Genomic DNA, 22,889 nt, shown 5'->3' on the forward strand with positions numbered 1-22,889 from the left:
GTCCTTTCTTTTTGAAACCTACTTAGTTAGTTCCTTCAGTATAGCTCTTCATGCTATTTAATCTTGCTAAACCCACATCACAGCTTTTTTGTTGAGTCGCTAATTCCATTTCAAGAATTTGCTGTTTGCTTTGGTTCAGTTTACTTTTGATTTTACCTACTTGAGTATGAGTGCCAGGCTGTTTTTCTGCTTGAGCAATCAAATTTTCTGTTTCTTTAAATAACTGTGTACATTGTTGTGGAAGAGCAGCTTTGTTTTCTGTAAGAGGTGCTGCGGTGGCAGATAATGCCATAGAACCGAAAAGTGCGGTCAAAATTACGCAAATTTTTTTCATTGTAAATCCCTACAAATCTCTCCAAATATTATTAGGCTAAAAAATAGCAAAATCTTGCAGCCCTGTCTAGTGATTATTTTGTCCATTTTTTTTAAATAAAGTTTCCTTGTGATAGATAAATTTTTCCATTTTGAGAAAAAAATACAGAATTTGATGTGGATCAATTTTGTCATTGTTATGCAAAATAGGGTATTTTGTAACTTATATCAAAAAATGTGATCAATATAACGGTTTTTTCTATTTTTTATCCGCATAAATAGTAGTAGAATATGGCAAAATTTTGAATGTTTATATTGTAATCGGTTACTGCATTCTGTTTTGAGAATAGAAAAGGCAATTATTACGTAAATAATTCAATGTTTCTTAACGACTTTTGTTGAGTAGTTTGGGGTGATTATTTGGGATTATCCTTGGTAATCATAAAGTGAAAATCTTGTAGATTTATACAAGGAGTTGAGATGTTAGACGTTGTTGATCTCTCACGCTTGCAGTTTGCGTTAACTGCGTTATATCACTTCATTTTTGTACCATTAACATTAGGTTTATCTTTCGTTCTTGTGATCATGGAAACCATTTATGTTAAAACGGGCAAAGAAGTATATAAAGATATGACTAAATTCTGGGGTAAGTTATTTGGTATTAACTTTGCTCTAGGGGTAACGACCGGTATTATCATGGAGTTCCAATTCGGGACAAACTGGTCTTATTATTCTCACTATGTAGGTGATATTTTCGGTGCGCCATTAGCGATCGAAGCATTACTTGCGTTCTTCTTAGAATCCACTTTCGTGGGGCTATTCTTCTTCGGTTGGGATCGTTTAACTAAAGGTCAACACTTACTCGCAACTTACTGCGTAGCCTTTGGTTCAAACCTTTCTGCAATGTGGATTTTAGTGGCAAATGGTTGGATGCAACATCCAGTAGCGGCAGAATTTAACTTTGAAACCGTTCGTATGGAAATGACCAGCTTCTTAGATCTTTGGTTAAATCCAGTTGCTCAAAGTAAATTCTTACACACATTAACAGCGGGTTATACAACCGGTGCAATGTTTGTATTAGGTATTAGTGCATTCTATTTATTAAAAGGCCGTGATATTGGTTTTGCTAAACGTTCATTCTCTGTAGCAGCAACCTTTGGCTTTATCGCTGCATCAGCAGTATTAATTATGGGTGATGAATCAGGTTACGACATCGGTAAAGCACAACCTGTGAAATTAGCTGCAATGGAAGCTGAGTTTGAAACTCATCCTGCACCAGCTCCATTCCACCCAGTGGCGATTCCAAATACTGCAGAAATGAAAAATGATTTTGCGATTGAAATCCCATATTTAGGTGGTTTAATTGCAACGCGTTCTTTAGACACTGAAATTGTTGGTTTGAAAGAAATTCAAGCAAAAAATGAAGGTCGTGTTCGTAACGGTATGGTTGCTTATGATTTATTCACACAATTAAAAGCAGAGAAAAAATCAGCAGGCCAAGTAAATCCAGAAACTAAAGCTAAATTTGATGAAGTCAAAGGTGATTTAGGTTTCGGTTTATTATTAAAACGTTATACAGATAAAGTTGTAGATGCAACGGATGAACAAATTAAACAAGCAGCACGTGATACTATTCCAAACGTAGGTCCTAACTTCTGGGCGTTCCGTGGTATGTTAGCAGCAGGTGGTTTAATTATTTTACTGACCTTTGGTGCATTTGTTCAAAATTTACGTAACAAAGTCACTTCTTCTCGCTTATTACTTAAAGCATTGCTTTGGGGTATTCCATTACCATTCTTAGCGATTGAATTTGGTTGGTTCTTAGCTGAATTTGGTCGTCAACCGTGGGCGATTTATGAAGTATTACCGGTAGGTGTGTCTGCCTCTAACTTGAGTGTAGGTGACTTATGGTTCTCTATCGGTTTAATTTGTGTACTTTACTTCTTCTTCATCATTGCGGAAATGTATTTGATGTTTAAATATGCACGTTTAGGTCCAAGTGCATTGAAAACCGGCAAATACTATTTTGAGCAATCATCTAAATAAGCAGGAGATGGATTATGCTTGATTATGAAATTCTACGTATTATTTGGTGGGTGCTAGTTGTTGTATTGCTTATCGGTTTCTCTGTAACAGATGGATTCGATATGGGCGTGACCGCACTTTTACCCGTAGCAGGTAAGAAAGAAGTAGAAAGACGTATTATGATTAACTCTATTGCTCCACACTGGGATGGTAACCAAGTTTGGTTATTAACTGCTGGTGGTGCAATCTTCGCGGCATGGCCGATTGTTTATTCTGTAGCGTTTTCAGGCTTCTATATTGCCTTATTCTTAGTGTTAGCTGCGTTATTCTTCCGTCCAATTGGTTTTGAATATCGTGCGAAAATTGATAATCCAACATGGCGTGCTATGTGGGATTGGGGCTTGTTTGCGGGTGGTTTTGTACCTGCATTAGTATTCGGTGTAGCATTTGGTAATTTATTACAAGGTGTACCATTTGAATTAAATGAGCTTTCACAAGCAACTTACACAGGTTCGTTCTTTGCATTATTAAACCCATTCGCATTACTTTGCGGTGTGTTAAGCCTTGCAATGTTAGTGACTCACGGTGCGAACTGGTTACAAATGAAAACCACTGCAGCATTGCGTGATCGCGCAAGAGCAATTACACAAATTGGTGCATTAGTGACATTAATTACTTTTGTACTTGCAGGTGTATGGCTTTCTTTCAAAGACGGTTATGTGGTGACTAGCGTGATTGATCACTTTGCAGCATCAGCGCCAGCTTCAGGTAAACAAGTGGCAGTTGAAGCAGGTGCATGGTTCAAAAACTTCAATGAAAATCCAGCTTTATGGGCATTCCCAGCATTAGTAGTAGTTGGTGCATTATTGAATGTGGTTGCATCTAAAGCAAATCGTTGCGGTTTCGCGTTCTTCTTCTCAGTATTAACAATGGCTGGTGTGATTATCACTGCGGCAGTATCAATGTTCCCATTTGTAATGCCTTCAAGTACTCATCCAGAACAAAGCTTGTTAATGTGGGATGCAACATCAAGTCAATTAACATTAAACTTAATGTTCTACTTGGTATTAGTATTCGTTACCATCTCATTGCTTTACACCACTTGGTCATACTACAAAATGTTTGGTCGCTTGGATGAAAGCTTTGTTGAAGACAACAAAAACTCATTATACTAAGGAGAAACAATATGTTATATGTAATTTGGGTAGTGGGTGTGTTGGCTGCAGTTATGGTGAGTGCTAAATTGACCATTGGTAAAGAAAAGTCAGGCAAATTTGACGAGTAATGATGATTAATTCACTCTATCAATTAAGTAATAAGGGTTCCTTGCGAACCCTTTCGTTTATTTTAGCGTTATTTTTAACCGCGGCTTTCTTTTTTAATTTAAATCAATTTTCGACCGCACTTCGTACTGCACATCCAGCTTGGATTCTTGCGATTTTTTGGGGATTGATTAATTTGTGGATCCACGGTATCGGATTCGATATTCGCCGAGCAATATGGCAGCTCGTTTTCTTGCCATTTATTGGTTATTTCACCACAATAATTGCCATTGTTCAGCATTGGTTTTTATAAGAACGATAGACAAATATTATTATTTGGATCTTGCACATCTTATGAACAGGTTCTAAAATAAGCGGCTTGTTATGGCTGATAATTTGAGCATTATTTTGAATAACCAATGTTTTACCTTTCCGGTTCGTGTTTATTATGAGGATACGGATGCAGGCGGAGTAGTGTATCACGCACGTTACTTACATTTCTTTGAACGTGCGAGAACAGAATATTTAAGAACGCTTAATTTTTCCCAACAATCATTATTGCAGGAACAACAAGTCGCTTTTGTGGTCAAAACCATGTCTATTGACTATTGTATTCCGGCAAAATTGGATGATTATCTTATTGTCGAAACTGAAATAACGGCAGTGAAAGGGGCGACAATCCTCTTTGAACAGCGGTTAGTTCGTGAGACGGTGGTGTTATCAAAGGCTACTGTTAAGGTAGCCTGTGTTGATCTAGGCAAAATGAAACCTGTCGCAATTCCTGAAGAATTAAAAGCGGCATTTTTAAAGTAAATAACTTTTCGGAGTATGCAATGACTGCAGAATTGAACTTTTTAGATCTTTTTCTAAAAGCGAGTATCGTTGTTCAACTTGTAATTGTGATCTTAATTTCGTTCTCAATTATTTCTTGGGCAATCATCATTCAACGTAGCCGTATTTTGACGAGCGCGTTAAAAGAAGCGAACACTTTTGAAGATCGTTTCTGGTCTGGTGAAGATTTAAATAAACTTTATGATGGTTTATCTAATCGTCGTGAAGTATTAACAGGTAGCGAACAAATTTTCTTTGTCGGCTTTAAAGAATTCTCTCGATTAAAACAAGTGAATGCGAATGCACCAGAAGCAATCATCAAAGGTACGACTCGGGCGATGAACCTTGCGATGAATCGTGAAGTAGAAGCGCTTGAAAGTCGTGTGCCTTTCTTAGCAACAGTGGCTTCTGTAAGTCCATATATCGGTTTATTTGGTACCGTTTGGGGGATCATGCACGCATTTATGGCATTAAGTGGTGCGAAACAAGCAACATTACAAATGGTTGCTCCAGGTATCGCAGAAGCCTTGATCGCAACAGCAATCGGTTTGTTTGCGGCGATTCCAGCTGTAATGGCGTATAACCGTTTAAGCTTACGTGTAAATGCGATTGAACAAAATTATGGTAACTTCATTGATGAATTCACCACAATTTTACATCGTCAAGCTTTTGGTAAAGCGCCCCATTAAAAATAAATGAAAAATTGACCGCACTTAATAAATAAAACGAAAAGTGCGGTGGATTTTAGCGAAGTTTTAGAGGAAATTATGGCTCGTCGTCAGCGTAAAGACATTAAATCTGAAATTAACATCGTGCCATTTCTCGATGTTCTTTTAGTTTTAGTGTTAATTTTTATGGCAACCGCGCCGATTATCAGTCAGAGCGTTCAAGTGGAACTCCCTGATTCGGTGCAAAGTCAAAATGTATCAAATGAAGATAAAACACCGGTTATCTTAGAAGTAGCGGGTGTAGGGCAGTATTCAATTTCTATTGGTGGTCAACGCCAAGAAGGCCTTAACGAAGAAATGGTAACCCAATTATCAAAACAAGAATTTGATAAAGACAATAACACAATGTTCTTAGTGGGCGGAGCAAAAGATGTACCTTATGAAGAAGTGATTAAAGCACTGAATTTACTACATCTTGCCGGCATTAAGTCTGTGGGTTTAATGACCAACCCAATTTAAGAATAAGTAGGTAAAACCGTGCAGAATAATCGACGAAAAAAACGTGCAAATGAGTTTGTCATCTCTATTGCGATGCACCTTGCATTGTTTGGTTTGTTGATTTGGAGCTCTCTTTATCAAACCGTTGAAATAATGGGTGGTGGAGAAGGTGAAGGTGATGCCATGGGAGCTGTGATGGTCGATACCAGCAGCGCAGCGCAGGAATGGGGACGTATTCAACAACAGAAAAAAGGTCAAACTGATAAACAGAAAAAACCAGAACCTGTAGTCGAAGAGAAAAAACCAGAGCCTGAACCTGAACCAAATCAGCAAGAAATTGCGAAACAAGAAGAGATTAAGCGTCAGCAGGAAATTCAACGTCAAAAAGAACTTGAAAAACAAAAGCAGCAAGAAATTGAAAAGCAAAAACAGCTACAAGAACTTGCTCGTCAAGAGGCGTTAGAAAAACAGAAACAAGCTGAAGAAGCGAAAGCTAAACAAGCAGCTGAAGCAGCGAAGTTAAAAGCTGATGCAGAAGCGAAACGTTTAGCGGCAGCCGCTAAACAGGCTGAGGAAGAGGCAAAAGCTAAAGCACAAGCCGAAGCTCAAAAAGCGAAAGAAAAAGCTGAGGCAGATGCTAAAGCGAAGGCTGAGGCAAAAGCGAAAGCCGATGCTGAAGCAAAAGCGAAGGCCAAGGCAGAAGCAGATGCTAAAGCCAAAGCTGAAGCAGATGCTAAGGCTAAAGCAAAAGCTGAGGCTGATGCAAAAGCGAAAGCAGATGCAGAGGCAAAAGCGAAGGCTGAAGCAAAGGCTAAAGCGGATGCAGAAGCAAAAGCGAAGGCTGATGCGAAAGCAAAAGCTGACGCAGCAAAACGTAAAGCAGATCAAGCGGCTTTAGATGACTTCATGAACGGCGGTGATGTCGGTGGTGGTAGTGCATCTAAAGGTGGTAATGCAAATAAAGGTGGTACACAAGGTAGTGGTGCAGGACTTGGTGCTGGAGATGGTGGTAAAGTTGGTGACCAATATGCGGGTGTCATTAAACGAGAAATTCAACGCCGTTTCTTAAAAGACCCAAGCTTTGCCGGTAAAGTTTGTAGCATTAAAATCCAACTCGGTCGAGATGGTACTATTTTAGGCTATCAACGCGTTTCTGGACCTGATGATATTTGTACTGCAGCATTAAGTGCGGTAGCGAGAACGAAAAAAGTTCCAGCAGCACCATCTGATGCTATTTATGAGAAATATAAAGCGCCGACTATCGATTTTGATATCAATGCTCGATAATCGGTTTTAGGAAAGTAACAACGTTAAAATAAGGTGATTAAATGAAATTGATCAAACGTGTTATGGGGCTATTTGTGGTGATGTTTGCATTTGCAAGCACAGCAATAGCAGAAGATGAAGTTCGAATTGTGATTGATGAAGGTGTTGATGGCGCTCGTCCTATCGCAGTTGTTCCTTTCGCAGGTTCTGCACCTGAAAATATTGGTCAAATTGTTGCGGATGACTTACGTAATAGTGGTAAATTTAACCCAATTCCAGTAAGCCAAATGCCACAACAACCAACGACTGCAGCAGAAGTGAAACCAGAAGCTTGGACTGCTTTAGGTATTGATGCTGTTGTGGTAGGTCAAGTGACATCAACTGGTAGCGGTTATAACATTTCTTACCAATTGGTTGATACTGTAGGCGCATCAGGTACACCAGGTGCGGTACTTGCACAAAATAGCTATACAGTAACAAATAAATGGTTACGTTACGGTGCGCATACTGTGAGTGATGAAGTATTTGAAAAATTAACCGGTATTCGTGGTGCATTCAGAACTCGCATTGCTTATGTAGTGCAGAAAAATGGTGGTTCACAACCTTATGAAGTTCGTGTAGCAGATTATGATGGTTACAACCAATTTATCGTAAATCGTAGCTCACAACCAATTATGTCTCCAGCTTGGTCTCCAGATGGTAAACGTTTAGCGTATGTATCTTTTGAGAACAAAAAATCACAACTTGTTGTACAAGACTTAGGTTCAGGTTCTCGTAAAGTGGTTGCTTCTTTCCCAGGACATAACGGTGCGCCAGCATTCTCTCCGGACGGTTCTAAACTCGCATTTGCTTCTTCACAAGATGGTTTATTAAACATCTATGTAATGGGCTCAAATGGTGGTACACCAACTCAATTAACTCGCGGTGCGGGTAATAATACAGAACCATCATGGTCTCCAGATGGTAGCTCAATTCTCTTTACTTCAGATAGAGGCGGTTCGCCTCAAGTTTATCGCATGAGCGCAAGTGGTGGTGGTGCATCACCAGTTGGTGGTCGCGGTAGTGCGCAAATCAGTAGTGATGGTAAAACACTCGTGATGATCAACGGTAATAACAACGTGGTGAAACAAGATCTCACCAGTGGTAGTTCTGAAGTATTAAGTACATCTTTCTTAGGTGAAAGCCCAAGTATTTCTCCTAATGGTATCATGATTATTTACAGCTCTACACAAGGGCTAGGAAAGGTGTTACAATTAGTTTCTGCAGATGGTCGCTTTAAAGCGAGTCTTCCAGGAAGTAATGGCCAAGTGAAATTTCCAGCTTGGTCTCCATACTTGACTAAATAAAAAAACTCATTGAGGAGAAATCTAATGAACAAATTTGTTAAATCATTATTAGTTGCTGGTTCAGTAGCTGCATTAGCAGCATGTAGCTCATCAAACAACGATGCAGCAGGCAACGGTGCTAACAACGGTCAAACTTTCGGTGGTTACTCTGTTGAAGATCTTCAACAACGTTACAACACCGTTTACTTCGGTTTCGATAAATTCAATATCGAAGGTGAATACGTTCAAATCTTAGATGCGCACGCTGCATACTTAAATGCAACTCCAGCTTCTAAAGTTGTTGTTGAAGGTAACACTGACGAACGCGGTACTCCAGAGTACAACATCGCTTTAGGTCAACGTCGTGCTGACGCAGTTAAAGGTTTCTTAGCTGGTAAAGGTGTTGACGCTGGTAAAGTATCAACTGTTTCTTACGGTGAAGAAAAACCTGCAGTGTTAGGTCACGATGAAGCAGCATACTCTAAAAACCGTCGTGCAGTGTTAGCATACTAATTTTTAGAGAATTTTGATTCTTAGAAAAAGGGAGAGTAGAAATACTCTCCTTTTTATTTGTGCGAAGATATTGTCAGAAATTGACGAGTATTCACGCAATTAACACAATTTCTTCAGATTTTTCTTGCGTCAGAAAATAAAATCGGTAATATACGCACCTGTTACGAAATGATGTGGGTCGTTAGCTCAGTCGGTAGAGCAGCGGACTTTTAATCCGTTGGTCGAAGGTTCGAATCCTTCACGACCCACCACTTTTATTTCGAAGAATTCCCAAATGGGTCGTTAGCTCAGTCGGTAGAGCAGCGGACTTTTAATCCGTTGGTCGAAGGTTCGAATCCTTCACGACCCACCACTTTTATTTCGAAGAATTCCCAAATGGGTCGTTAGCTCAGTCGGTAGAGCAGCGGACTTTTAATCCGTTGGTCGAAGGTTCGAATCCTTCACGACCCACCACTTTTATTTCGAAGAATTCCCAAATGGGTCGTTAGCTCAGTCGGTAGAGCAGCGGACTTTTAATCCGTTGGTCGAAGGTTCGAATCCTTCACGACCCACCACTTTTATTTCGAAGAATTCCCAAATGGGTCGTTAGCTCAGTCGGTAGAGCAGCGGACTTTTAATCCGTTGGTCGAAGGTTCGAATCCTTCACGACCCACCATCTATTTTACAGATCATTATTTAACCGGTTGGGTTGTTAGCTCAGTTGGTAGAGCAGCGGACTCTTAATCCGTCGGTCGAGAGTTCGAGCCTCTCACAGCCCACCAGTCAACATTTTATTCCTCCTATTTGTTAATAAATTTACAAAAAATTAAAATATTTTCAAAATTCTTGACTATATTTGGCGGTTATTATGGTAGAATATCCACAAATTTAAGTCGGGCATAAAATGTTACAAAATATTCGAATTGTTTTGGTTGAAACATCACATAGCGGGAACATCGGTTCAGCGGCGCGTGCGATGAAAACAATGGGATTATCCAATCTTTATTTGGTCTCACCAAAATCGGTAGATGAGCAATCTATTGCATTAGCAGCAGGCGCCGATGATGTTGTGCGTAATGCCCATATTGTTGATACTTTTGAACAAGCAATAGAAGATTGCTCATTAGTAATTGGAACCAGTGCGAGATTACGCCATTTACAAAGTACACTGATTGAGCCAAGAGAATGTGCGGAGAAAGCCTGTACACATCAAGGTCAAGTGGCGATCGTATTCGGTCGTGAGCGTGTTGGACTCACAAATGAAGAATTACTTAAATGTCATTATCATTTAAATATCCCTGCTAATCCTGAATATTCTTCGCTAAATTTAGCGATGGCAGTTCAGTTGGTAAGTTATGAAATGCGAATGGCATTTTTAGCAAAAGATAAAACGGAAAGTACACTTTCAACAATAGAAAATATCTATCCAACAGCACAAGAAATGGAATATTTTTTTGCTCATACGGAACAGGTGTATCAGTCTCTTGGTTTTATTCAAAATCAAGGGGTTATACAAAAGTTAAGACGACTTTATAACCGTTCTTCTCTAGAAAAAAATGAATTAAATATTTTGCGAGGAATGTTAAGTGCGGTTGAAAAACGCCTTAATCTGCAAAAAGAGTAAAATTGACTATCATAGTCAGATAGGTAAACTACCTAGATGGCGATTTATAGGGATGCTTTATGAAACTAACATCTAAAGGACGATATGCGGTTACCGCAATTTTAGATATTGCACTACACGCAGGAACAAATCCAGTTTGTTTAGCGGATATCTCAGAACGTCAAAATATTTCACTTTCTTATCTTGAGCAATTATTTGCAAAATTGCGTCGTAGTGGATTAGTAAAAAGCGTTCGCGGCCCAGGTGGTGGCTATCGTTTAGCGTTACCAACTGATCAAATTTCTATCGGTATGGTAATTTCAGCCGTAAATGAGAACATTAATGTGACAAGATGCCTTGGTAAAGGAAATTGCAAAGGCGGAGTAGAGTGTTTAACTCATACTTTATGGCAAGATTTAAGTGATCGCATTTCTGATTTTTTAGATGAGATCACCTTAGCTGAGCTTGTAGAGAAAAAAGCTGGGAAGCATAAAGCTCACAAAGATTTTGATGACTTAATTGTAGTCAACCAATAATGGGAAAGTAGATTAAAGTGCGGTCAAATTGATAGCATTTTTAGTAGTTATTTAGGAGTGAAAATGAAATTACCAATTTATTTAGATTATGCAGCAACATGTCCAGTGGATGAACGTGTAGCTAAAAAAATGATGGAATATTTAACCATTGATGGTGTATTCGGTAATCCAGCATCTCGTTCACATAAATTTGGCTGGCAAGCTGAAGAAGCAGTTGATATTGCACGTAATCAAATTGCGGATTTGATTGGCGCAGATTCTCGTGAAATTGTGTTCACTTCAGGTGCAACAGAAGCAGATAACCTTGCAATTAAAGGTGCCGCACACTTTTATCAAACAAAAGGTAAACACATTATTACTTGTAAAACAGAGCACAAAGCTGTATTGGATACTTGTCGTCAGTTAGAACGTGAAGGCTTTGAAGTCACTTATTTAGATCCTGAAGAAGATGGTTTAATCGATCTTGAGAAATTCAAAGCGGCATTGCGTCCAGATACGATTCTTGTGTCGATTATGCACGTGAATAATGAGATTGGCGTGATCCAGGATATTAAAGCAATTGGTGAGCTTTGCCGTGCAAATAAAACGATTTTCCACGTAGATGCGACACAAAGTGTTGGTAAAGTAGAAATTAACCTCGCTGAACTACCGGTTGATTTAATGTCAATGTCTAGCCACAAATTGTACGGACCAAAAGGTATCGGGGCACTATATGTTTGCCGTAAACCTCGCGTTCGTTTAGAAGCAATTATCCATGGTGGTGGTCACGAACGTGGCATGCGTTCTGGTACATTACCTGTACACCAAATTGTTGGTATGGGTGAAGCTTATCGTATTGCAAAAGAAGAAATGGCGACAGAGATTCCTCGTATCAGAGCTTTACGCGATCGCTTATATAATGGCTTGAAAGAAATTGAAGAAACCTATGTAAATGGTTCAATGGAACACCGCGTAGCAAATAACTTAAACATCAGCTTTAACTATGTTGAAGGTGAATCCTTAATGATGGCATTACGTGATGTGGCAGTTTCTTCTGGTTCTGCTTGTACTTCTGCGAGTTTAGAGCCATCTTATGTACTACGTGCATTAGGTCGTAATGATGAATTAGCACATAGCTCAATTCGTTTCACACTTGGTCGTTGGACAACGGAAGAAGAAATTGATTACACCATTAATTTAACACGTAATGCAGTCGCAAAACTTCGTGAATTATCGCCACTTTGGGATATGTTCAAAGAAGGCATTGATTTAAATACTATTGAGTGGTCAGCCCACTAATTTTAAAGGCGGCTAGGCTGCCTGATAGCAACTTATTTAGGAAAGGAACATAATATGGCGTACAGCGAAAAAGTTATCGATCATTATGAAAATCCACGCAACGTAGGTTCGATGGATAAAAAAGATAATTCAGTTGGAACAGGTATGGTTGGCGCACCGGCTTGTGGTGACGTTATGCAGTTACAAATCAAAGTAAATGATAGCGGCATTATTGAAGATGCGAAATTTAAAACCTATGGTTGTGGCTCTGCGATTGCATCAAGTTCTTTAATTACGGAATGGGTAAAAGGTAAATCGTTAGATGAAGCAGGCGCAATTAAAAACAGTCAAATTGCGGAAGAACTTGAATTACCACCGGTAAAAGTTCACTGCTCGATTTTAGCAGAAGACGCAATTAAAGCCGCTATCGCTGACTATAAAAATAAACAAGGTAAGTAATCAAAGTGCGGTTGAAAATGACCGCACTTTATCAATTTAAGGATCAGAATATGTCTATAACACTCACTGAAAAAGCAGCAGAACGAGTTCGTACTTTTCTTGCAAACCGTGGAAAAGGCATTGGTTTACGCTTAGGTGTGAAAACATCAGGTTGTTCGGGTTTAGGCTATGTGCTTGAATTCGTGGATGTGCTCAATGATGACGATCTTGTTTTTGAGCAGCATGGCGTGAAAGTCATAGTCGATCCAAAAAGCTTGGTTTATTTAAATGGCATTGAGCTAGATTACGTTAAAGAAGGCTTGAATGAAGGCTTTAAATATAACAACCCGAACGTGAAAGAATCTTGTGGTTGTGGTGAGAGTTTCCACGTTTAAGGAATAGAAATGACAAATCCTTTTGCTATTTTTGATTTGCCCGTTGCTTTTAATGTTGATCAAGCCCTTTTGTCTGAACGCTATTTAGTGCTTCAAAAGAGCTTGCACCCTGATAATTTTGTTACGGCAGATGCGCAAGAACAACGTATCGCAATGCAAAAGTCGACAGAAGTTAATGATGCATTAAAAACCTTGAAAGACCCGATTCTACGTGCTGAAGCAATTATTGCGTTAAATACGGGAAAAGCACAGGATTTAGAGCAAAAGAGCACACAAGATATGACATTCCTAATGCAGCAATTAGAATGGCGAGAAGAACTCGAAAACATTGAGCAAAGCCAGGATGAAAATGCGTTAGAATCCTTTGCGAAACGCGTTAAAAAAGAAACAAAAGAAATGTTGACCGCACTTGAAGAACAACTAAATAAGCAACAATGGTCAACTGCTGCACAGCTCTGTGATAAATTACGTTTTCTAAAAAAATTGGCGGATGAAATTAGCCAAGTAGAAGAACGTCTATTTGAATTATAATCTTGAGGGCGTTTAATACGCCCTTTTCGCTATTGATAAATGGGTAATTGCCCTCATACTAATGAAACTCGATTATGCAAACTTTAGAACAACTGACTGATGCCTCAAAATCTGCTTGGGGAACCATTTCCCAGTGGATTGAGCATGCTCGTAATCATTGTGATGTGATTAAAAAAGATCAATCTAGTGCAGAACGTGAGCTTTTCACCATGCAAATGCCCACTTCTTCTCCAATGGGGGCGGTCATTTATGAAACTGGTGGCATTTTAATCCATCATGGTTGGTTGCGTATATTAGGTTCAGGCAGTTTTAAATTACCACGTGGATTAATGGACTGGAATTTCAGCAAATCCTTTAATCAATCTGGCGATAAACCCAAATATTTGTTGGTCGCAGATGATGTCATTGGGGGGTATTTTGCTTTAAATGGTGGTTCTTTAGGTTCTAATCTTGGCAAGATTTATTATTTTTCACCAAAAGACTTAACTTGGCATGATTTAAATTTTACCTATACGGATTTCTTAGCTTGGGCATTAAATGGTGACATTGAAGCATTTTACCAAAATCTGTTTTGGCAAAATTGGCAAGAGGATGTGAAACAACTTGATGGCAACCACATGATTGTTTTTACACCAGAGCTTTCGGAAGATAAGACGATTGACATTAATCAGCGTGAGCGACGAGAAGTCAATATTGAAACCCATTACAACGCAAGTTTCACCGAACAAGATAAATTTGCTCAAGCTTATTCAGTTGCATAATGAGCCTTTAACGAATTAATTATTAGAGATAAAAAGAGATATGGCATTACTCCAAATTGCAGAGCCAGGACAAACGGCAGCCCCCCATCAACATCGTCTTGCGGTAGGGATTGATTTAGGTACAACAAACTCTTTAGTTGCCGCTGTGCGTAGCGGTCAAGCCACCATTTTGAATGATGAGCAAGACAGAAGCCTTGTGCCTTCAGTCGTGTATTATGGTGAAAATGAAAAACTTGTGGGTACTGAAGCATTTGCAAAAGCTGCAATTGATCCTAAGAATACGATTATTTCGGTTAAACGTCTGATTGGTCGTAGTCTTACCGATGTACAATCTCGTTACACAAACTTGCCCTATGAGTTTGTGGCAAGTGAAAATGGCTTGCCATTATTGGTGACGCATCAAGGCAAAAAAAGCCCGATTGAAGTCTCTGCAGATATTTTATCTCGTTTAAATCATATCGCTGAACAACGCCTTGCAGGTGAGCTTTCTGGTGTGGTGATTACCGTACCTGCTTATTTTGATGATGCTCAGCGCCAAAGTACGAAAGATGCAGCACGCCTTGCAGGGTTAAATGTATTACGTTTATTAAATGAACCGACTGCTGCCGCAGTGGCGTATGGCTTAGATAGCGGAAAAGAAGGCGTCATTGCTGTCTATGACTTAGGTGGCGGTACCTTTGATATCTCAATTTTACGCTTATCTAAAGGCGTATTTGAAGTGTTAGCTACCGGTGGGGATACTGCTTTAGGTGGTGATGATTTTGACCATTTAATTGCCGATTGGATTGTTGAGCAAGCCGGTATTCAATCACAAAATGTAAATGAGCAACGTGAGCTTTTAAGTTTAGCCACACAAACTAAAATTGCCTTAACAAGTGCACAAAGTGCGGTCATTTCTTGGCGGGGATTTGAAGGTGAGTTAAGTCGTGAGCAATTCAATGAATTAATTCATTCATTGGTTAAACGTTCTTTATTAACCTGTCGTCGCGCATTGAAAGATGCGCATGTTGAAGCCGAAGACGTGCAAGAAGTGGTTATGGTTGGAGGCTCAACTCGCGTCCCTTATGTTCGTGAACAAGTGGGTGAATTCTTCGGTAAAACACCATTGACCTCTATCGACCCAGATAAAGTAGTTGCCTTAGGTGCAGCAATTCAAGCAGATATTTTAGTCGGCAACAAAAATGACAGCGATATGTTGTTACTCGATGTTGTGCCACTTTCTTTAGGTATTGAAACCATGGGCGGTTTAGTGGAGAAAATCATTCCTCGTAACACCACGATTCCAGTGGCTCGCGCACAAGAATTTACCACCTTTAAAGATGGTCAAACTGCGATGACAGTACATGTGGTACAAGGAGAACGTGAGTTAGTGGATGATTGCCGTTCTTTAGGTCGTTTTACATTGCGTGGTATTCCACCAATGGTAGCAGGTGCCGCACATATTCGTGTGACTTATCAAGTGGATGCCGATGGCTTATTAAGTGTGACCGCGATGGAGAAATCCACTAAAGTCCAAGCCTCAATTCAAATTAAGCCTTCTTATGGCTTAACGGATGAAGAAGTAACGGCAATGATTAAAGCTTCTTTTGATAATGCGCAAGATGATATGCAAGCCCGTGAATTAGCTGAGCAGCGCGTTGAGGCAGACCGTGTGATTGAAAGCGTGATTGTGGCATTACAGCAAGATGGGGCGGAATTATTAACCGAAGCCGAATTCCACCAAATTGAAAATGCCTTGAAACAATTAATGGATGTAAAAGAAGGTACAGATCGTCATGCCATTGCGCAGGGAATTAAAGCTCTTGATGTGGCAACTCAAGAATTTGCGGCAAGACGCATGAATAAATCCATTCATCAAGCGCTGACAGGTAAATCTGTATCAGATATTGAGCAATAAAGTGCGGTTATAAATTAACGAGTTTTTATATTGAGGAAAGTAATATGCCAAAAGTGATTTTTTTACCGAATGAAGAATTCTGCCCAGAGGGTATGGTGGTTGATGCAGCAGCTGGTGATAACTTATTGGAAGTAGCACATAATGCAGGCGTTGAAATCCATCACGCTTGTGATGGTTCTTGTGCTTGTACAACATGCCATGTAGTTATTCGTGAAGGGTTTGATTCATTAAATGAAGCAAGCGATCAAGAAGAAGATATGTTGGATAAGGCCTGGGGCTTAGAAATGGATAGCCGTCTTTCTTGCCAATGTATCGTGGGTGATGAAGATTTAGTGGTAGAAATCCCTAAATATAATATTAACCATGCGAATGAGGCGGCTCACTAATGAAATGGACTGATGCACAACTTATCGCAGAAGAGCTGTATGATCGTAATCCAGATCTAGATCCTAAAACAGTACGTTTCACAGATTTGCATAAGTGGATTTGTGAACTAGACGATTTTGATGATGATCCAATGAAATCTAACGAGAGTATTCTCGAAGCGATTTTGTTGAAATGGTTAGATGAATACGAGTAATTGATGAGATTAATCAAGCGAGCTGAGAGGCTCGCTTTTTTGTTTAGATAATTCATTCCAAAATAAAACCGCACTTTATTGCTAAAGTGCGGTTATTTTTATCATTGTTTTTAATTATTTTTTCTTCGCGTATTTTAAGGAGTCAATAGCAACCGCAAGGATGATAATGCTACCTTTAATGATATATTGCCAGTAAGGATTTACACCGATGTAAGTTAAACCGTAGTTAATAACAGTGAAGATGATAACACCCGTGATTACGCCGATAACAGTACCCACACCACCAGCGAAAGACACACCACCTACTACGCAGGCAGCAATCGCATCTAATTCATACATGAAACCGAGGTTGTTGGTAGCACTACCGATACGGCCTGCTTCTAACATACCACCGAATGCATAGAACATACCTGCAATCATGTAAATCACAACAAGGTTACGCGCTACGTTTACGCCAGATACTTTTGCAGCTTCAGGGTTACCACCGATAGCAAAGATATTTTTACCGAAGCGTGTTTTATTCCACATTACCCAAACTAAGAATGCACAAATTGCCGCATAAATAGTGATGTAGGATAATTTGAACGAACCAAGTCTGAAGAAACCTTGTGCGAAGTTAGAGAAAGATTCGCTGAAGCCTGCAATTGGTGAGCCACCTACGCCATCATAATAAAGTGAGTTAAAACCGTAAACGATGATCATGGTACCCATTGTTGCAATGAACGGGGTTACATTGAGATAAGCGATAACTAAACCATTCACTAAGCCGATTACAGCACCTACCGCACAAACAGTCAGGATAACTACCGGAATAGGAATTTCACCTAAATCAGGGAACACACGATTCATGTTTTCCATTGATTGTAAGAGGGTAGCAGAAATAACCGCTGCTAAACCTACTTGGCGACCGGCTGATAAGTCGGTACCTTGAGTGATAAGCAAGCCAGCAACACCAAGGGCGATAATGAGACGGACGGATGATTGAGTTAAAATGTTACTAAAGTTGCGAACATTCAAGAATGTTGGATCTTGTGCGATGATGATGCCAAGTAAAATCAACAACACAAAATAAATCGCATTTTGTTTTAAGAAATCGAATGATTTATTTTTTTGTAAGGCACTCATAATTTGTTCCTTTATGATTTATAAATATTTTGCGGCAAGTTGCAAAATTTCTTCTTGAGACGTTTTTGCCGTTTCAACGATGCCTGCAACACGACCATTACTCATGACCAAAATTCGGTCTGTTACGCCTAATAATTCCGGCATTTCTGATGAAATCATGATGATGCCTTTATCTTTTTTAGCGAGTTCTTGAATGAGCTGATAAATTTCAAATTTTGCCCCAATATCAATACCACGAGTTGGTTCGTCGAGCATTAAGATATCTGGTTGGGTTAAAAGCCAACGGCCGATAATGACTTTTTGTTGGTTACCACCAGAAAGCGATCCAATCGTTGTTTTGTGAGACGGTGTTTTCACGTTCATCGCATCAATCACCCATTGTGTATCGCTCGCCATTTTTTTGTTGCTGAGCAATTTCCATGGGGAGAGGTAAGATTTCATATTTGAAATCAACGAGTTGAATTCAATACTTAAGTTTGAATAAATCCCGGTTGAACGACGTTCCTCAGTCACCAAAGCAAAACCGTGGTTAATCGCCTCAAGTGCGGTATGATTTTTCACAATTTTTCCGTTGAGCTTGATCGTCCCTTCTTTTAATTCGCGTACACCAAAAATGGCTTCCACAATATCGGTTCGTTTTGCACCAACAAGACCTGCAATACCTAAAATTTCACCTTTGCGTAAATTAAAGGAAACATCTTGAATAGAAGGTTGGTTCACCGCAGTTAAATGTTCCACTTCAAGCGTGATTTCTTTTGGTACGTTAGTTTTTTCAGGGAAACGTTGTGTTAATTCACGGCCAACCATCATTGAAACAATTTCTTCCATGGTGGTGCCTTTAACTTCAACGGTATTGATCCATTTACCATCACGAAGAATGGTGATTTCATCACAAATTTTGAAGATTTCATCCATTTTGTGTGAAATATAGATAATGCCACAACCGCGATCTTTTAATTTTTGAATAATTTTGAAAAGATGTTCCACTTCTTTTTCTGAAAGTGAGGATGTTGGCTCATCCATAATTACGATTTTAGCGTTATAAGAGAACGCTTTCGCAATTTCGATCATCTGCATTTGTGAAACGGAAAGTTTGGCCACTTTTTCTTTTGGATCAACATCAATATCCAATTCATCGAAAATCGCTTTGGTATCACGATACATTTTTGCGTGATCCACAAAAGGACCTTTAAGTGGGTAGCGACCTAACCATAAGTTATCCATTACACTAGTTTGACGCACCAAGTTAAGTTCTTGGTGAACCATTGAAATCCCATTTTCAAGGGCTTCTTTTGATGTTTTAAAATCAACAGGTTTGCCTAAGAATAAAATTTCACCTTCGTCTTTTGCATAAATTCCGAAGAGGCATTTTAATAATGTAGATTTACCCGCCCCGTTTTCGCCCATTAAGGCATGAACAGAGTGAGAACGAACTGTTAGATTGGCGTGATCAAGGGCTTTTACACCGGGGAAAGACTTACTGACATCCGTCATTGTCAGTAGTACATCACTGTCTTGGGTTTGAGTTGTCATATCCAACCTCATCAAAAAGGGGGAAAGGGAATTTGGGTTTCCTTTCCCCCTAAAATTAAAGAAAAGCAATAGATTTTCTTATTTTAAGAATTCACTTAGGTTATCTTTATCTACACCAACATAAGGGATACGTACCACACGGTTTTCTAATTTCCATTGTGTACCTTCTGTTGCTGCTTTACCGTTAGCAAGATTTGCAGAAAGTTGAACAACTGCTTTACCTTGGTTAACGCCATCGTTTAACACAGTACCCGCAATTTCGCCTTTCTTAATTAATTGAAGTACTTCTGGTAATGCATCTACACCAAAGATTGGTAATTTTTTACCGTGTGCTTTGGTTGCTTCTAATGCACCTAATGCCATACCGTCATTGTTTGAAATAATCATTTCAATTTCGTTAGCTTTAGAGCTAGATAACCATGCATCCACTTTATCTTTAGCCATTGCTGCATCCCACATACCGGTATCAATAAATAATTGCTCGGTTGGAGTACCTTTCGCATTTAATTGCTCAATCACATATTTAGTACGTGCTTCAGCATCTGGGTGACCTGGTTCACCTTTTAATAATACATATTGGATTTTACCGTCTTTGTTTAAGTCTAAGGCTGGCATTGCTTTCCATTGTTTTGCAATTAAATCCCCTTGGATTAAACCTGATTCTTTCGGATCGGTACCCACATAGTAAGCGTGATCATAGCTACCGATTGCTTTTGCACCAGGGTCTTTATTGAAGAAAACAACAGGAATGTCATCTTGTTTCGCTTTGTTGATAACAGTTGATGCTGCAGCTGGGTCCACTAAGTTAATGGCTAGGGCTTTTACACCTTTAGAAAGCAAACCATCTACTTGGTCGTTTTGAATAGATTGTGCATTTTGAGAGTCATTCATCAATAACTCAATGCCACCAAGGGCTTTCGCTTCTTTATCGATTTCTTTACGCATTAATGACATGAAGTTGTCATCATATTTATAAATGGTAACACCAATACGGTTATCGGCTGCGAAACCTGAAGTTGCTGAACCTAAACCGATTGCTAAAGCGACCGCACTTAATACTGCTGTTTTTTTCATAAAAACGCTCCTATTAGAGAAAGAGATTTTATTGTTGATTTTTATATACCAAATAGAGGAATGTTGCGTACATCTATTGCAACTGAATCCATCATAACGAAATCAAAATTGTTAATCTGTGATCAAACTCACATAAATGAAAACGATTACATAGCAATGTTTAAATTTGTGATCTCCATCACGGTTTCATTGCATTTTCTACAGAAAAACGTCTCACCAAGGTTGGATTAAATTGGACAACAGTCGGTGTAACAATAGACGAGTCAACTAAGCTCAAAGCCAGTTTTGCCGCATAATTTGCCATTAAATCAATTGGATAGCGAATAGTGGTAAGCTTAGGAATCAAATATCGAGCAATTGGCATATCATCAAAGCCCACAATGGAAAACTGTTTCGGCACTTTGATATTGTTTTCATTTAAAACGGAAATTGCTCCCGCAGCCATCGTATCGTTATAGGCCACTACAGCGGTTAAATTGGAGTTGTAGCTCAATAAATCAATCATGGCCTTTTCACCACCTTCAAAATCAGGTGAATTATGCACAATGGCTTGTTCTACAATGGGGAAGTTATGCGCTTCTAAGGCTTCTAAGTAGCCTTCCTTACGTTCTGTTTCATCTAAAATACCGTGATTGGAACCAATATAGGCGATGTGCTTATGGCCATAACGAATCAACATTTCAGTGGCAAGATAGGTGCCTTGACGGTTATCAAGGCTGACGCAACGATTTTCATAGCCTGCAATCACACGGTTAATCACCACCATACCGGGTACATTTTCTAAATAATGCTGTAACTCTTCGTCAGAAAGGGCTTTGGAATGAACGACCAGACAGCTACAACGCTTGCGTAGCAAGGTATCAATGGCTTCACGCTCTTTTTCTGCATGATGGTATCCAATGCCGATCAAAATCGTTTTTTGATGCTCTTCAGCAACTTTATCGACCGATTTAACCAAGATAGCAAAGAAGGGATCCGTTACATCAGTAACCACCACGCCGATGGTATCAGTATTTTGTACCGCCAGAGCTTGTGCGTTTGCATTGGGTTGATAATTTAAAACCTCCATCGCCCGTTGTACTGAATAACGGGTTTTTTCACTTACGGAGGGAGAGTGATTAATAACCCGGGAAACAGTGGCAACCGATACGCAAGCTAATTCAGCAACATCTCGAATTGTAGGCATAACTGAGCTCTCATTCATTTTTTCATGATAATTATCATAGTAAATTTGAATAAAATTGAAAGCGGTTACTTTCAAAAATGCTACATTCGTCACAAAAAAGAGATTGGACTAGCGCCTTATTTCCTGATTTTGTGATAATGATCACGGTTTATTTTTTTTAATTTGTTATCTTATGAAGAAAATTTTGTAATCGTTTACATTTTGGAGTAAAAATATGAGCGAAGCCGTATTTGAACCGACAGATCATCCGCATCGTCGTTATAATCCGTTAATTGACCAATGGGTTTTAGTCTCACCACATCGAGCTAAACGTCCATGGCAGGGGCAGCAAGAAAAAGTGAGTGAGGAACAAAAGCCAAGCCACGATCCAAACTGTTATCTTTGCCCACGTAATAAGCGTATTACCGGTGAACCTAATCCGGATTACCATAAACCTTATGTATTCAAAAATGATTTCTCGGCTTTATTAGAAGATACACCTGCACCAGAGCAATCAGCCGATCCGCTTTTCCAAATGAGCCAAGCTCGTGGTGAAAGCCGTGTTATTTGTTTTTCCCCAGATCACAGCAAAACATTGCCGTTATTGACCGCACTTGAAATTGAAGAAGTGATTAAAGTGTGGCAAGCGCAATTGCGTGAATTGGGTCAAAAATATCAATGGGTTCAGATTTTCGAAAACAAAGGTGCGGTAATGGGATGCTCCAATCCCCATCCACACGGACAAATCTGGGCAAACAGCTTTTTACCGAATGAAGTCGCGCGTGAAGATATTGCTCAACGAAATTATTATGAAAAACACGGTTCTGTCCTTTTAGTGGATTATGTTCAAAAAGAATTAGAGAAAAAAGAACGTATTGTGGTGGAAACCGAGCATTGGGTTGCGGTGGTGCCTTATTGGGCAGTGTGGCCGTTTGAAACCTTGTTATTGCCAAAAGTGCATGTAAAACGCTTAACAGAATTAACTGAAGCTCAAGCCAAAGATCTTGCCGTGATATTGAAAAAGCTGGCAACAAAATACGATAACTTATTTGAAACTTCTTTCCCTTATTCAATGGGTTTCCATGCAGCGCCATTTAATGGAGAAGATAACGAACATTGGCAGCTTCACGCGCATTTTTATCCACCATTATTGCGTTCAGCTACAGTACGCAAATTTATGGTGGGTTATGAAATGTTAGGTGAAAGCCAACGTGACCTCACCGCAGAACAAGCCGCAGAAAGATTACGTGCGTTAAGCGAAGTACATTATAAAGAACGTTAAGCAATAATTTCCCTCTTGAGTTAAGAGGGAGTG

The 22,889-nt window shown here is 39.4% G+C and carries 26 protein-coding genes and 6 tRNA genes; 27 read left to right on the forward strand and 5 right to left on the reverse strand.

All coding sequences use genetic code 11. The features are described from left to right. Positions 1-22: 22 nt before the first annotated feature. Positions 23-334 carry a DUF5339 domain-containing protein gene (locus ADA56_RS03175; protein WP_049368010.1) on the reverse strand — a complete coding sequence of 104 codons (312 nt, stop codon included), beginning with the start codon at positions 332-334 and terminating at the stop codon, positions 23-25. Between the two features lie 458 nt (positions 335-792). Here ADA56_RS03175 and ADA56_RS03180 point away from each other — a divergent pair, with 458 nt between their 5' ends. The 26 genes from ADA56_RS03180 (at position 793) to iscX (ending at position 16,677) form a co-directional block, all read left to right on the forward strand. Further along, positions 793-2,358 carry a cytochrome ubiquinol oxidase subunit I gene (locus ADA56_RS03180; protein WP_049369194.1) on the forward strand — a complete coding sequence of 522 codons (1,566 nt, stop codon included), beginning with the start codon at positions 793-795 and terminating at the stop codon, positions 2,356-2,358. Positions 2,359-2,372: 14 nt separating this feature from the next. Continuing rightward, positions 2,373-3,512 (forward strand): cytochrome d ubiquinol oxidase subunit II, encoded by a 1,140-nt coding sequence (cydB, locus tag ADA56_RS03185; protein WP_049369195.1) that lies wholly within the window; start codon positions 2,373-2,375, stop codon positions 3,510-3,512. An 11-nt stretch (positions 3,513-3,523) separates the two neighbouring features. Next, positions 3,524-3,622, forward strand: a complete 99-nt coding sequence (locus tag ADA56_RS09790) for a cytochrome bd oxidase small subunit, CydX/CbdX family (RefSeq protein WP_101494276.1) — start codon at positions 3,524-3,526, stop codon at positions 3,620-3,622. Positions 3,623-3,624: 2 nt separating this feature from the next. Beyond that, positions 3,625-3,912, forward strand: a complete 288-nt coding sequence (gene ybgE / locus ADA56_RS03190; RefSeq protein WP_049369237.1) for a cyd operon protein YbgE — start codon at positions 3,625-3,627, stop codon at positions 3,910-3,912. A gap of 71 nt (positions 3,913-3,983) precedes the next feature. Continuing rightward, positions 3,984-4,412, forward strand: a complete 429-nt coding sequence (gene ybgC / locus ADA56_RS03195) for a tol-pal system-associated acyl-CoA thioesterase (protein ID WP_014064911.1) — start codon at positions 3,984-3,986, stop codon at positions 4,410-4,412. A 20-nt stretch (positions 4,413-4,432) separates the two neighbouring features. Then, entirely contained in the window at positions 4,433-5,119 is a 687-nt protein-coding gene (gene tolQ, locus ADA56_RS03200) for a protein TolQ (protein ID WP_049369196.1), read from the forward strand. Between the two features lie 78 nt (positions 5,120-5,197). Continuing rightward, positions 5,198-5,617: a colicin uptake protein TolR gene (gene tolR, locus ADA56_RS03205; RefSeq protein WP_032803822.1), complete on the forward strand. Its 420-nt coding sequence runs from the start codon at positions 5,198-5,200 to the stop codon at positions 5,615-5,617. A gap of 18 nt (positions 5,618-5,635) precedes the next feature. Next, positions 5,636-6,883, forward strand: a complete 1,248-nt coding sequence (gene tolA / locus ADA56_RS03210) for a cell envelope integrity protein TolA (protein ID WP_049369197.1) — start codon at positions 5,636-5,638, stop codon at positions 6,881-6,883. A 41-nt stretch (positions 6,884-6,924) separates the two neighbouring features. Continuing rightward, on the forward strand, positions 6,925-8,208 hold the full coding sequence (gene tolB, locus ADA56_RS03215) for a Tol-Pal system beta propeller repeat protein TolB (protein ID WP_049369198.1): 1,284 nt from the start codon (positions 6,925-6,927) through the stop codon (positions 8,206-8,208). A gap of 24 nt (positions 8,209-8,232) precedes the next feature. Then, a complete protein-coding gene (gene pal, locus ADA56_RS03220; protein ID WP_005696669.1) occupies positions 8,233-8,700 on the forward strand; it encodes a peptidoglycan-associated lipoprotein Pal in 468 nt (155 codons plus the stop codon). Positions 8,701-8,875: 175 nt separating this feature from the next. After that, positions 8,876-8,951: transfer RNA gene (locus ADA56_RS03225), tRNA-Lys, on the forward strand. 25 nt (positions 8,952-8,976) lie between these two features. Then, positions 8,977-9,052: transfer RNA gene (locus tag ADA56_RS03230), tRNA-Lys, on the forward strand. 25 nt (positions 9,053-9,077) lie between these two features. Then, positions 9,078-9,153, forward strand: a tRNA-Lys gene (locus tag ADA56_RS03235). A gap of 25 nt (positions 9,154-9,178) precedes the next feature. Next, positions 9,179-9,254: transfer RNA gene (locus tag ADA56_RS03240), tRNA-Lys, on the forward strand. Positions 9,255-9,279: 25 nt separating this feature from the next. Beyond that, a tRNA-Lys gene (locus ADA56_RS03245) sits at positions 9,280-9,355 on the forward strand. A gap of 30 nt (positions 9,356-9,385) precedes the next feature. Continuing rightward, a tRNA-Lys gene (locus ADA56_RS03250) sits at positions 9,386-9,461 on the forward strand. Between the two features lie 122 nt (positions 9,462-9,583). Further along, positions 9,584-10,303: a tRNA (cytosine(32)/uridine(32)-2'-O)-methyltransferase TrmJ gene (trmJ, locus tag ADA56_RS03255; protein WP_152671321.1), complete on the forward strand. Its 720-nt coding sequence runs from the start codon at positions 9,584-9,586 to the stop codon at positions 10,301-10,303. Positions 10,304-10,362: 59 nt separating this feature from the next. After that, complete coding sequence (gene iscR, locus ADA56_RS03260) at positions 10,363-10,818, forward strand: Fe-S cluster assembly transcriptional regulator IscR (RefSeq protein WP_049369199.1); 456 nt, start codon at positions 10,363-10,365, stop codon at positions 10,816-10,818. A 63-nt stretch (positions 10,819-10,881) separates the two neighbouring features. After that, positions 10,882-12,096 carry an IscS subfamily cysteine desulfurase gene (locus ADA56_RS03265; RefSeq protein ID WP_049369200.1) on the forward strand — a complete coding sequence of 405 codons (1,215 nt, stop codon included), beginning with the start codon at positions 10,882-10,884 and terminating at the stop codon, positions 12,094-12,096. Positions 12,097-12,150: 54 nt separating this feature from the next. Further along, the gene (gene iscU / locus ADA56_RS03270) at positions 12,151-12,534 is read left to right on the forward strand and encodes a Fe-S cluster assembly scaffold IscU (RefSeq protein ID WP_005696665.1); all 384 of its coding nucleotides are present in this window, start codon (positions 12,151-12,153) and stop codon (positions 12,532-12,534) included. A 50-nt stretch (positions 12,535-12,584) separates the two neighbouring features. Then, positions 12,585-12,908: an iron-sulfur cluster assembly protein IscA gene (iscA, locus tag ADA56_RS03275; protein ID WP_049369202.1), complete on the forward strand. Its 324-nt coding sequence runs from the start codon at positions 12,585-12,587 to the stop codon at positions 12,906-12,908. A gap of 9 nt (positions 12,909-12,917) precedes the next feature. Further along, positions 12,918-13,439 carry a Fe-S protein assembly co-chaperone HscB gene (gene hscB, locus ADA56_RS03280; protein WP_049369204.1) on the forward strand — a complete coding sequence of 174 codons (522 nt, stop codon included), beginning with the start codon at positions 12,918-12,920 and terminating at the stop codon, positions 13,437-13,439. A gap of 74 nt (positions 13,440-13,513) precedes the next feature. Then, on the forward strand, positions 13,514-14,200 hold the full coding sequence (locus tag ADA56_RS03285; protein ID WP_049369206.1) for a DUF2625 domain-containing protein: 687 nt from the start codon (positions 13,514-13,516) through the stop codon (positions 14,198-14,200). 40 nt (positions 14,201-14,240) lie between these two features. Continuing rightward, complete coding sequence (hscA, locus tag ADA56_RS03290; RefSeq protein WP_049369207.1) at positions 14,241-16,097, forward strand: Fe-S protein assembly chaperone HscA; 1,857 nt, start codon at positions 14,241-14,243, stop codon at positions 16,095-16,097. Between the two features lie 44 nt (positions 16,098-16,141). Further along, positions 16,142-16,483: an ISC system 2Fe-2S type ferredoxin gene (gene fdx / locus ADA56_RS03295; RefSeq protein ID WP_049364506.1), complete on the forward strand. Its 342-nt coding sequence runs from the start codon at positions 16,142-16,144 to the stop codon at positions 16,481-16,483. Next, the gene (iscX, locus tag ADA56_RS03300; RefSeq protein WP_014064926.1) at positions 16,483-16,677 is read left to right on the forward strand and encodes a Fe-S cluster assembly protein IscX; all 195 of its coding nucleotides are present in this window, start codon (positions 16,483-16,485) and stop codon (positions 16,675-16,677) included. The genes fdx and iscX overlap by 1 nt, the downstream gene beginning before the upstream one ends. A gap of 114 nt (positions 16,678-16,791) precedes the next feature. Here the strand turns inward: iscX and mglC are convergent, their stop codons facing one another. From mglC to ADA56_RS03320, 4 genes are all read right to left on the reverse strand, one after another. Further along, positions 16,792-17,802, reverse strand: a complete 1,011-nt coding sequence (gene mglC, locus ADA56_RS03305) for a galactose/methyl galactoside ABC transporter permease MglC (RefSeq protein ID WP_005696656.1) — start codon at positions 17,800-17,802, stop codon at positions 16,792-16,794. 18 nt (positions 17,803-17,820) lie between these two features. Next, complete coding sequence (mglA, locus tag ADA56_RS03310; protein ID WP_049369209.1) at positions 17,821-19,335, reverse strand: galactose/methyl galactoside ABC transporter ATP-binding protein MglA; 1,515 nt, start codon at positions 19,333-19,335, stop codon at positions 17,821-17,823. A 78-nt stretch (positions 19,336-19,413) separates the two neighbouring features. Next, complete coding sequence (mglB, locus tag ADA56_RS03315; protein ID WP_049369211.1) at positions 19,414-20,409, reverse strand: galactose/glucose ABC transporter substrate-binding protein MglB; 996 nt, start codon at positions 20,407-20,409, stop codon at positions 19,414-19,416. 178 nt (positions 20,410-20,587) lie between these two features. Next, the gene (locus ADA56_RS03320; protein ID WP_049369239.1) at positions 20,588-21,595 is read right to left on the reverse strand and encodes a substrate-binding domain-containing protein; all 1,008 of its coding nucleotides are present in this window, start codon (positions 21,593-21,595) and stop codon (positions 20,588-20,590) included. Positions 21,596-21,809: 214 nt separating this feature from the next. On the opposite strand from ADA56_RS03320, the gene galT reads away from it, so the two are divergent. After that, positions 21,810-22,856: a galactose-1-phosphate uridylyltransferase gene (gene galT / locus ADA56_RS03325; RefSeq protein WP_049369213.1), complete on the forward strand. Its 1,047-nt coding sequence runs from the start codon at positions 21,810-21,812 to the stop codon at positions 22,854-22,856. Positions 22,857-22,889: the final 33 nt, after the last annotated feature.

The organism is Parahaemophilus parainfluenzae, from assembly GCF_001055095.1.
Classification (GTDB): Bacteria; Pseudomonadota; Gammaproteobacteria; order Enterobacterales; family Pasteurellaceae; genus Haemophilus_D; species Haemophilus_D parainfluenzae_Z.

Excerpts from the sequence above, each read along its gene's own strand:
- iscU (WP_005696665.1), top strand. The coding sequence starts at position 12,151 with ATGGCGTACAGCGAAAAAGTTATCGATCATTATGAAAATCCACGCAAC.
- pal (WP_005696669.1), top strand. The coding sequence starts at position 8,233 with ATGAACAAATTTGTTAAATCATTATTAGTTGCTGGTTCAGTAGCTGCA.
- tolR (WP_032803822.1), top strand. The coding sequence starts at position 5,198 with ATGGCTCGTCGTCAGCGTAAAGACATTAAATCTGAAATTAACATCGTG.
- iscR (WP_049369199.1), top strand. The coding sequence starts at position 10,363 with ATGAAACTAACATCTAAAGGACGATATGCGGTTACCGCAATTTTAGAT.
- ybgE (WP_049369237.1), top strand. The coding sequence starts at position 3,625 with ATGATTAATTCACTCTATCAATTAAGTAATAAGGGTTCCTTGCGAACC.
- galT (WP_049369213.1), top strand. The coding sequence starts at position 21,810 with ATGAGCGAAGCCGTATTTGAACCGACAGATCATCCGCATCGTCGTTAT.
- mglA (WP_049369209.1), bottom strand. The coding sequence starts at position 19,335 with ATGACAACTCAAACCCAAGACAGTGATGTACTACTGACAATGACGGAT.
- iscX (WP_014064926.1), top strand. The coding sequence starts at position 16,483 with ATGAAATGGACTGATGCACAACTTATCGCAGAAGAGCTGTATGATCGT.
- mglC (WP_005696656.1), bottom strand. The coding sequence starts at position 17,802 with ATGAGTGCCTTACAAAAAAATAAATCATTCGATTTCTTAAAACAAAAT.
- fdx (WP_049364506.1), top strand. The coding sequence starts at position 16,142 with ATGCCAAAAGTGATTTTTTTACCGAATGAAGAATTCTGCCCAGAGGGT.
- hscB (WP_049369204.1), top strand. The coding sequence starts at position 12,918 with ATGACAAATCCTTTTGCTATTTTTGATTTGCCCGTTGCTTTTAATGTT.
- cydB (WP_049369195.1), top strand. The coding sequence starts at position 2,373 with ATGCTTGATTATGAAATTCTACGTATTATTTGGTGGGTGCTAGTTGTT.
- ADA56_RS03180 (WP_049369194.1), top strand. The coding sequence starts at position 793 with ATGTTAGACGTTGTTGATCTCTCACGCTTGCAGTTTGCGTTAACTGCG.
- hscA (WP_049369207.1), top strand. The coding sequence starts at position 14,241 with ATGGCATTACTCCAAATTGCAGAGCCAGGACAAACGGCAGCCCCCCAT.
- tolB (WP_049369198.1), top strand. The coding sequence starts at position 6,925 with ATGAAATTGATCAAACGTGTTATGGGGCTATTTGTGGTGATGTTTGCA.
- ADA56_RS03285 (WP_049369206.1), top strand. The coding sequence starts at position 13,514 with ATGCAAACTTTAGAACAACTGACTGATGCCTCAAAATCTGCTTGGGGA.
- ADA56_RS09790 (WP_101494276.1), top strand. The coding sequence starts at position 3,524 with ATGTTATATGTAATTTGGGTAGTGGGTGTGTTGGCTGCAGTTATGGTG.
- tolQ (WP_049369196.1), top strand. The coding sequence starts at position 4,433 with ATGACTGCAGAATTGAACTTTTTAGATCTTTTTCTAAAAGCGAGTATC.
- trmJ (WP_152671321.1), top strand. The coding sequence starts at position 9,584 with ATGTTACAAAATATTCGAATTGTTTTGGTTGAAACATCACATAGCGGG.
- ybgC (WP_014064911.1), top strand. The coding sequence starts at position 3,984 with ATGGCTGATAATTTGAGCATTATTTTGAATAACCAATGTTTTACCTTT.
- ADA56_RS03175 (WP_049368010.1), bottom strand. The coding sequence starts at position 334 with ATGAAAAAAATTTGCGTAATTTTGACCGCACTTTTCGGTTCTATGGCA.
- ADA56_RS03265 (WP_049369200.1), top strand. The coding sequence starts at position 10,882 with ATGAAATTACCAATTTATTTAGATTATGCAGCAACATGTCCAGTGGAT.
- iscA (WP_049369202.1), top strand. The coding sequence starts at position 12,585 with ATGTCTATAACACTCACTGAAAAAGCAGCAGAACGAGTTCGTACTTTT.
- mglB (WP_049369211.1), bottom strand. The coding sequence starts at position 20,409 with ATGAAAAAAACAGCAGTATTAAGTGCGGTCGCTTTAGCAATCGGTTTA.
- ADA56_RS03320 (WP_049369239.1), bottom strand. The coding sequence starts at position 21,595 with ATGCCTACAATTCGAGATGTTGCTGAATTAGCTTGCGTATCGGTTGCC.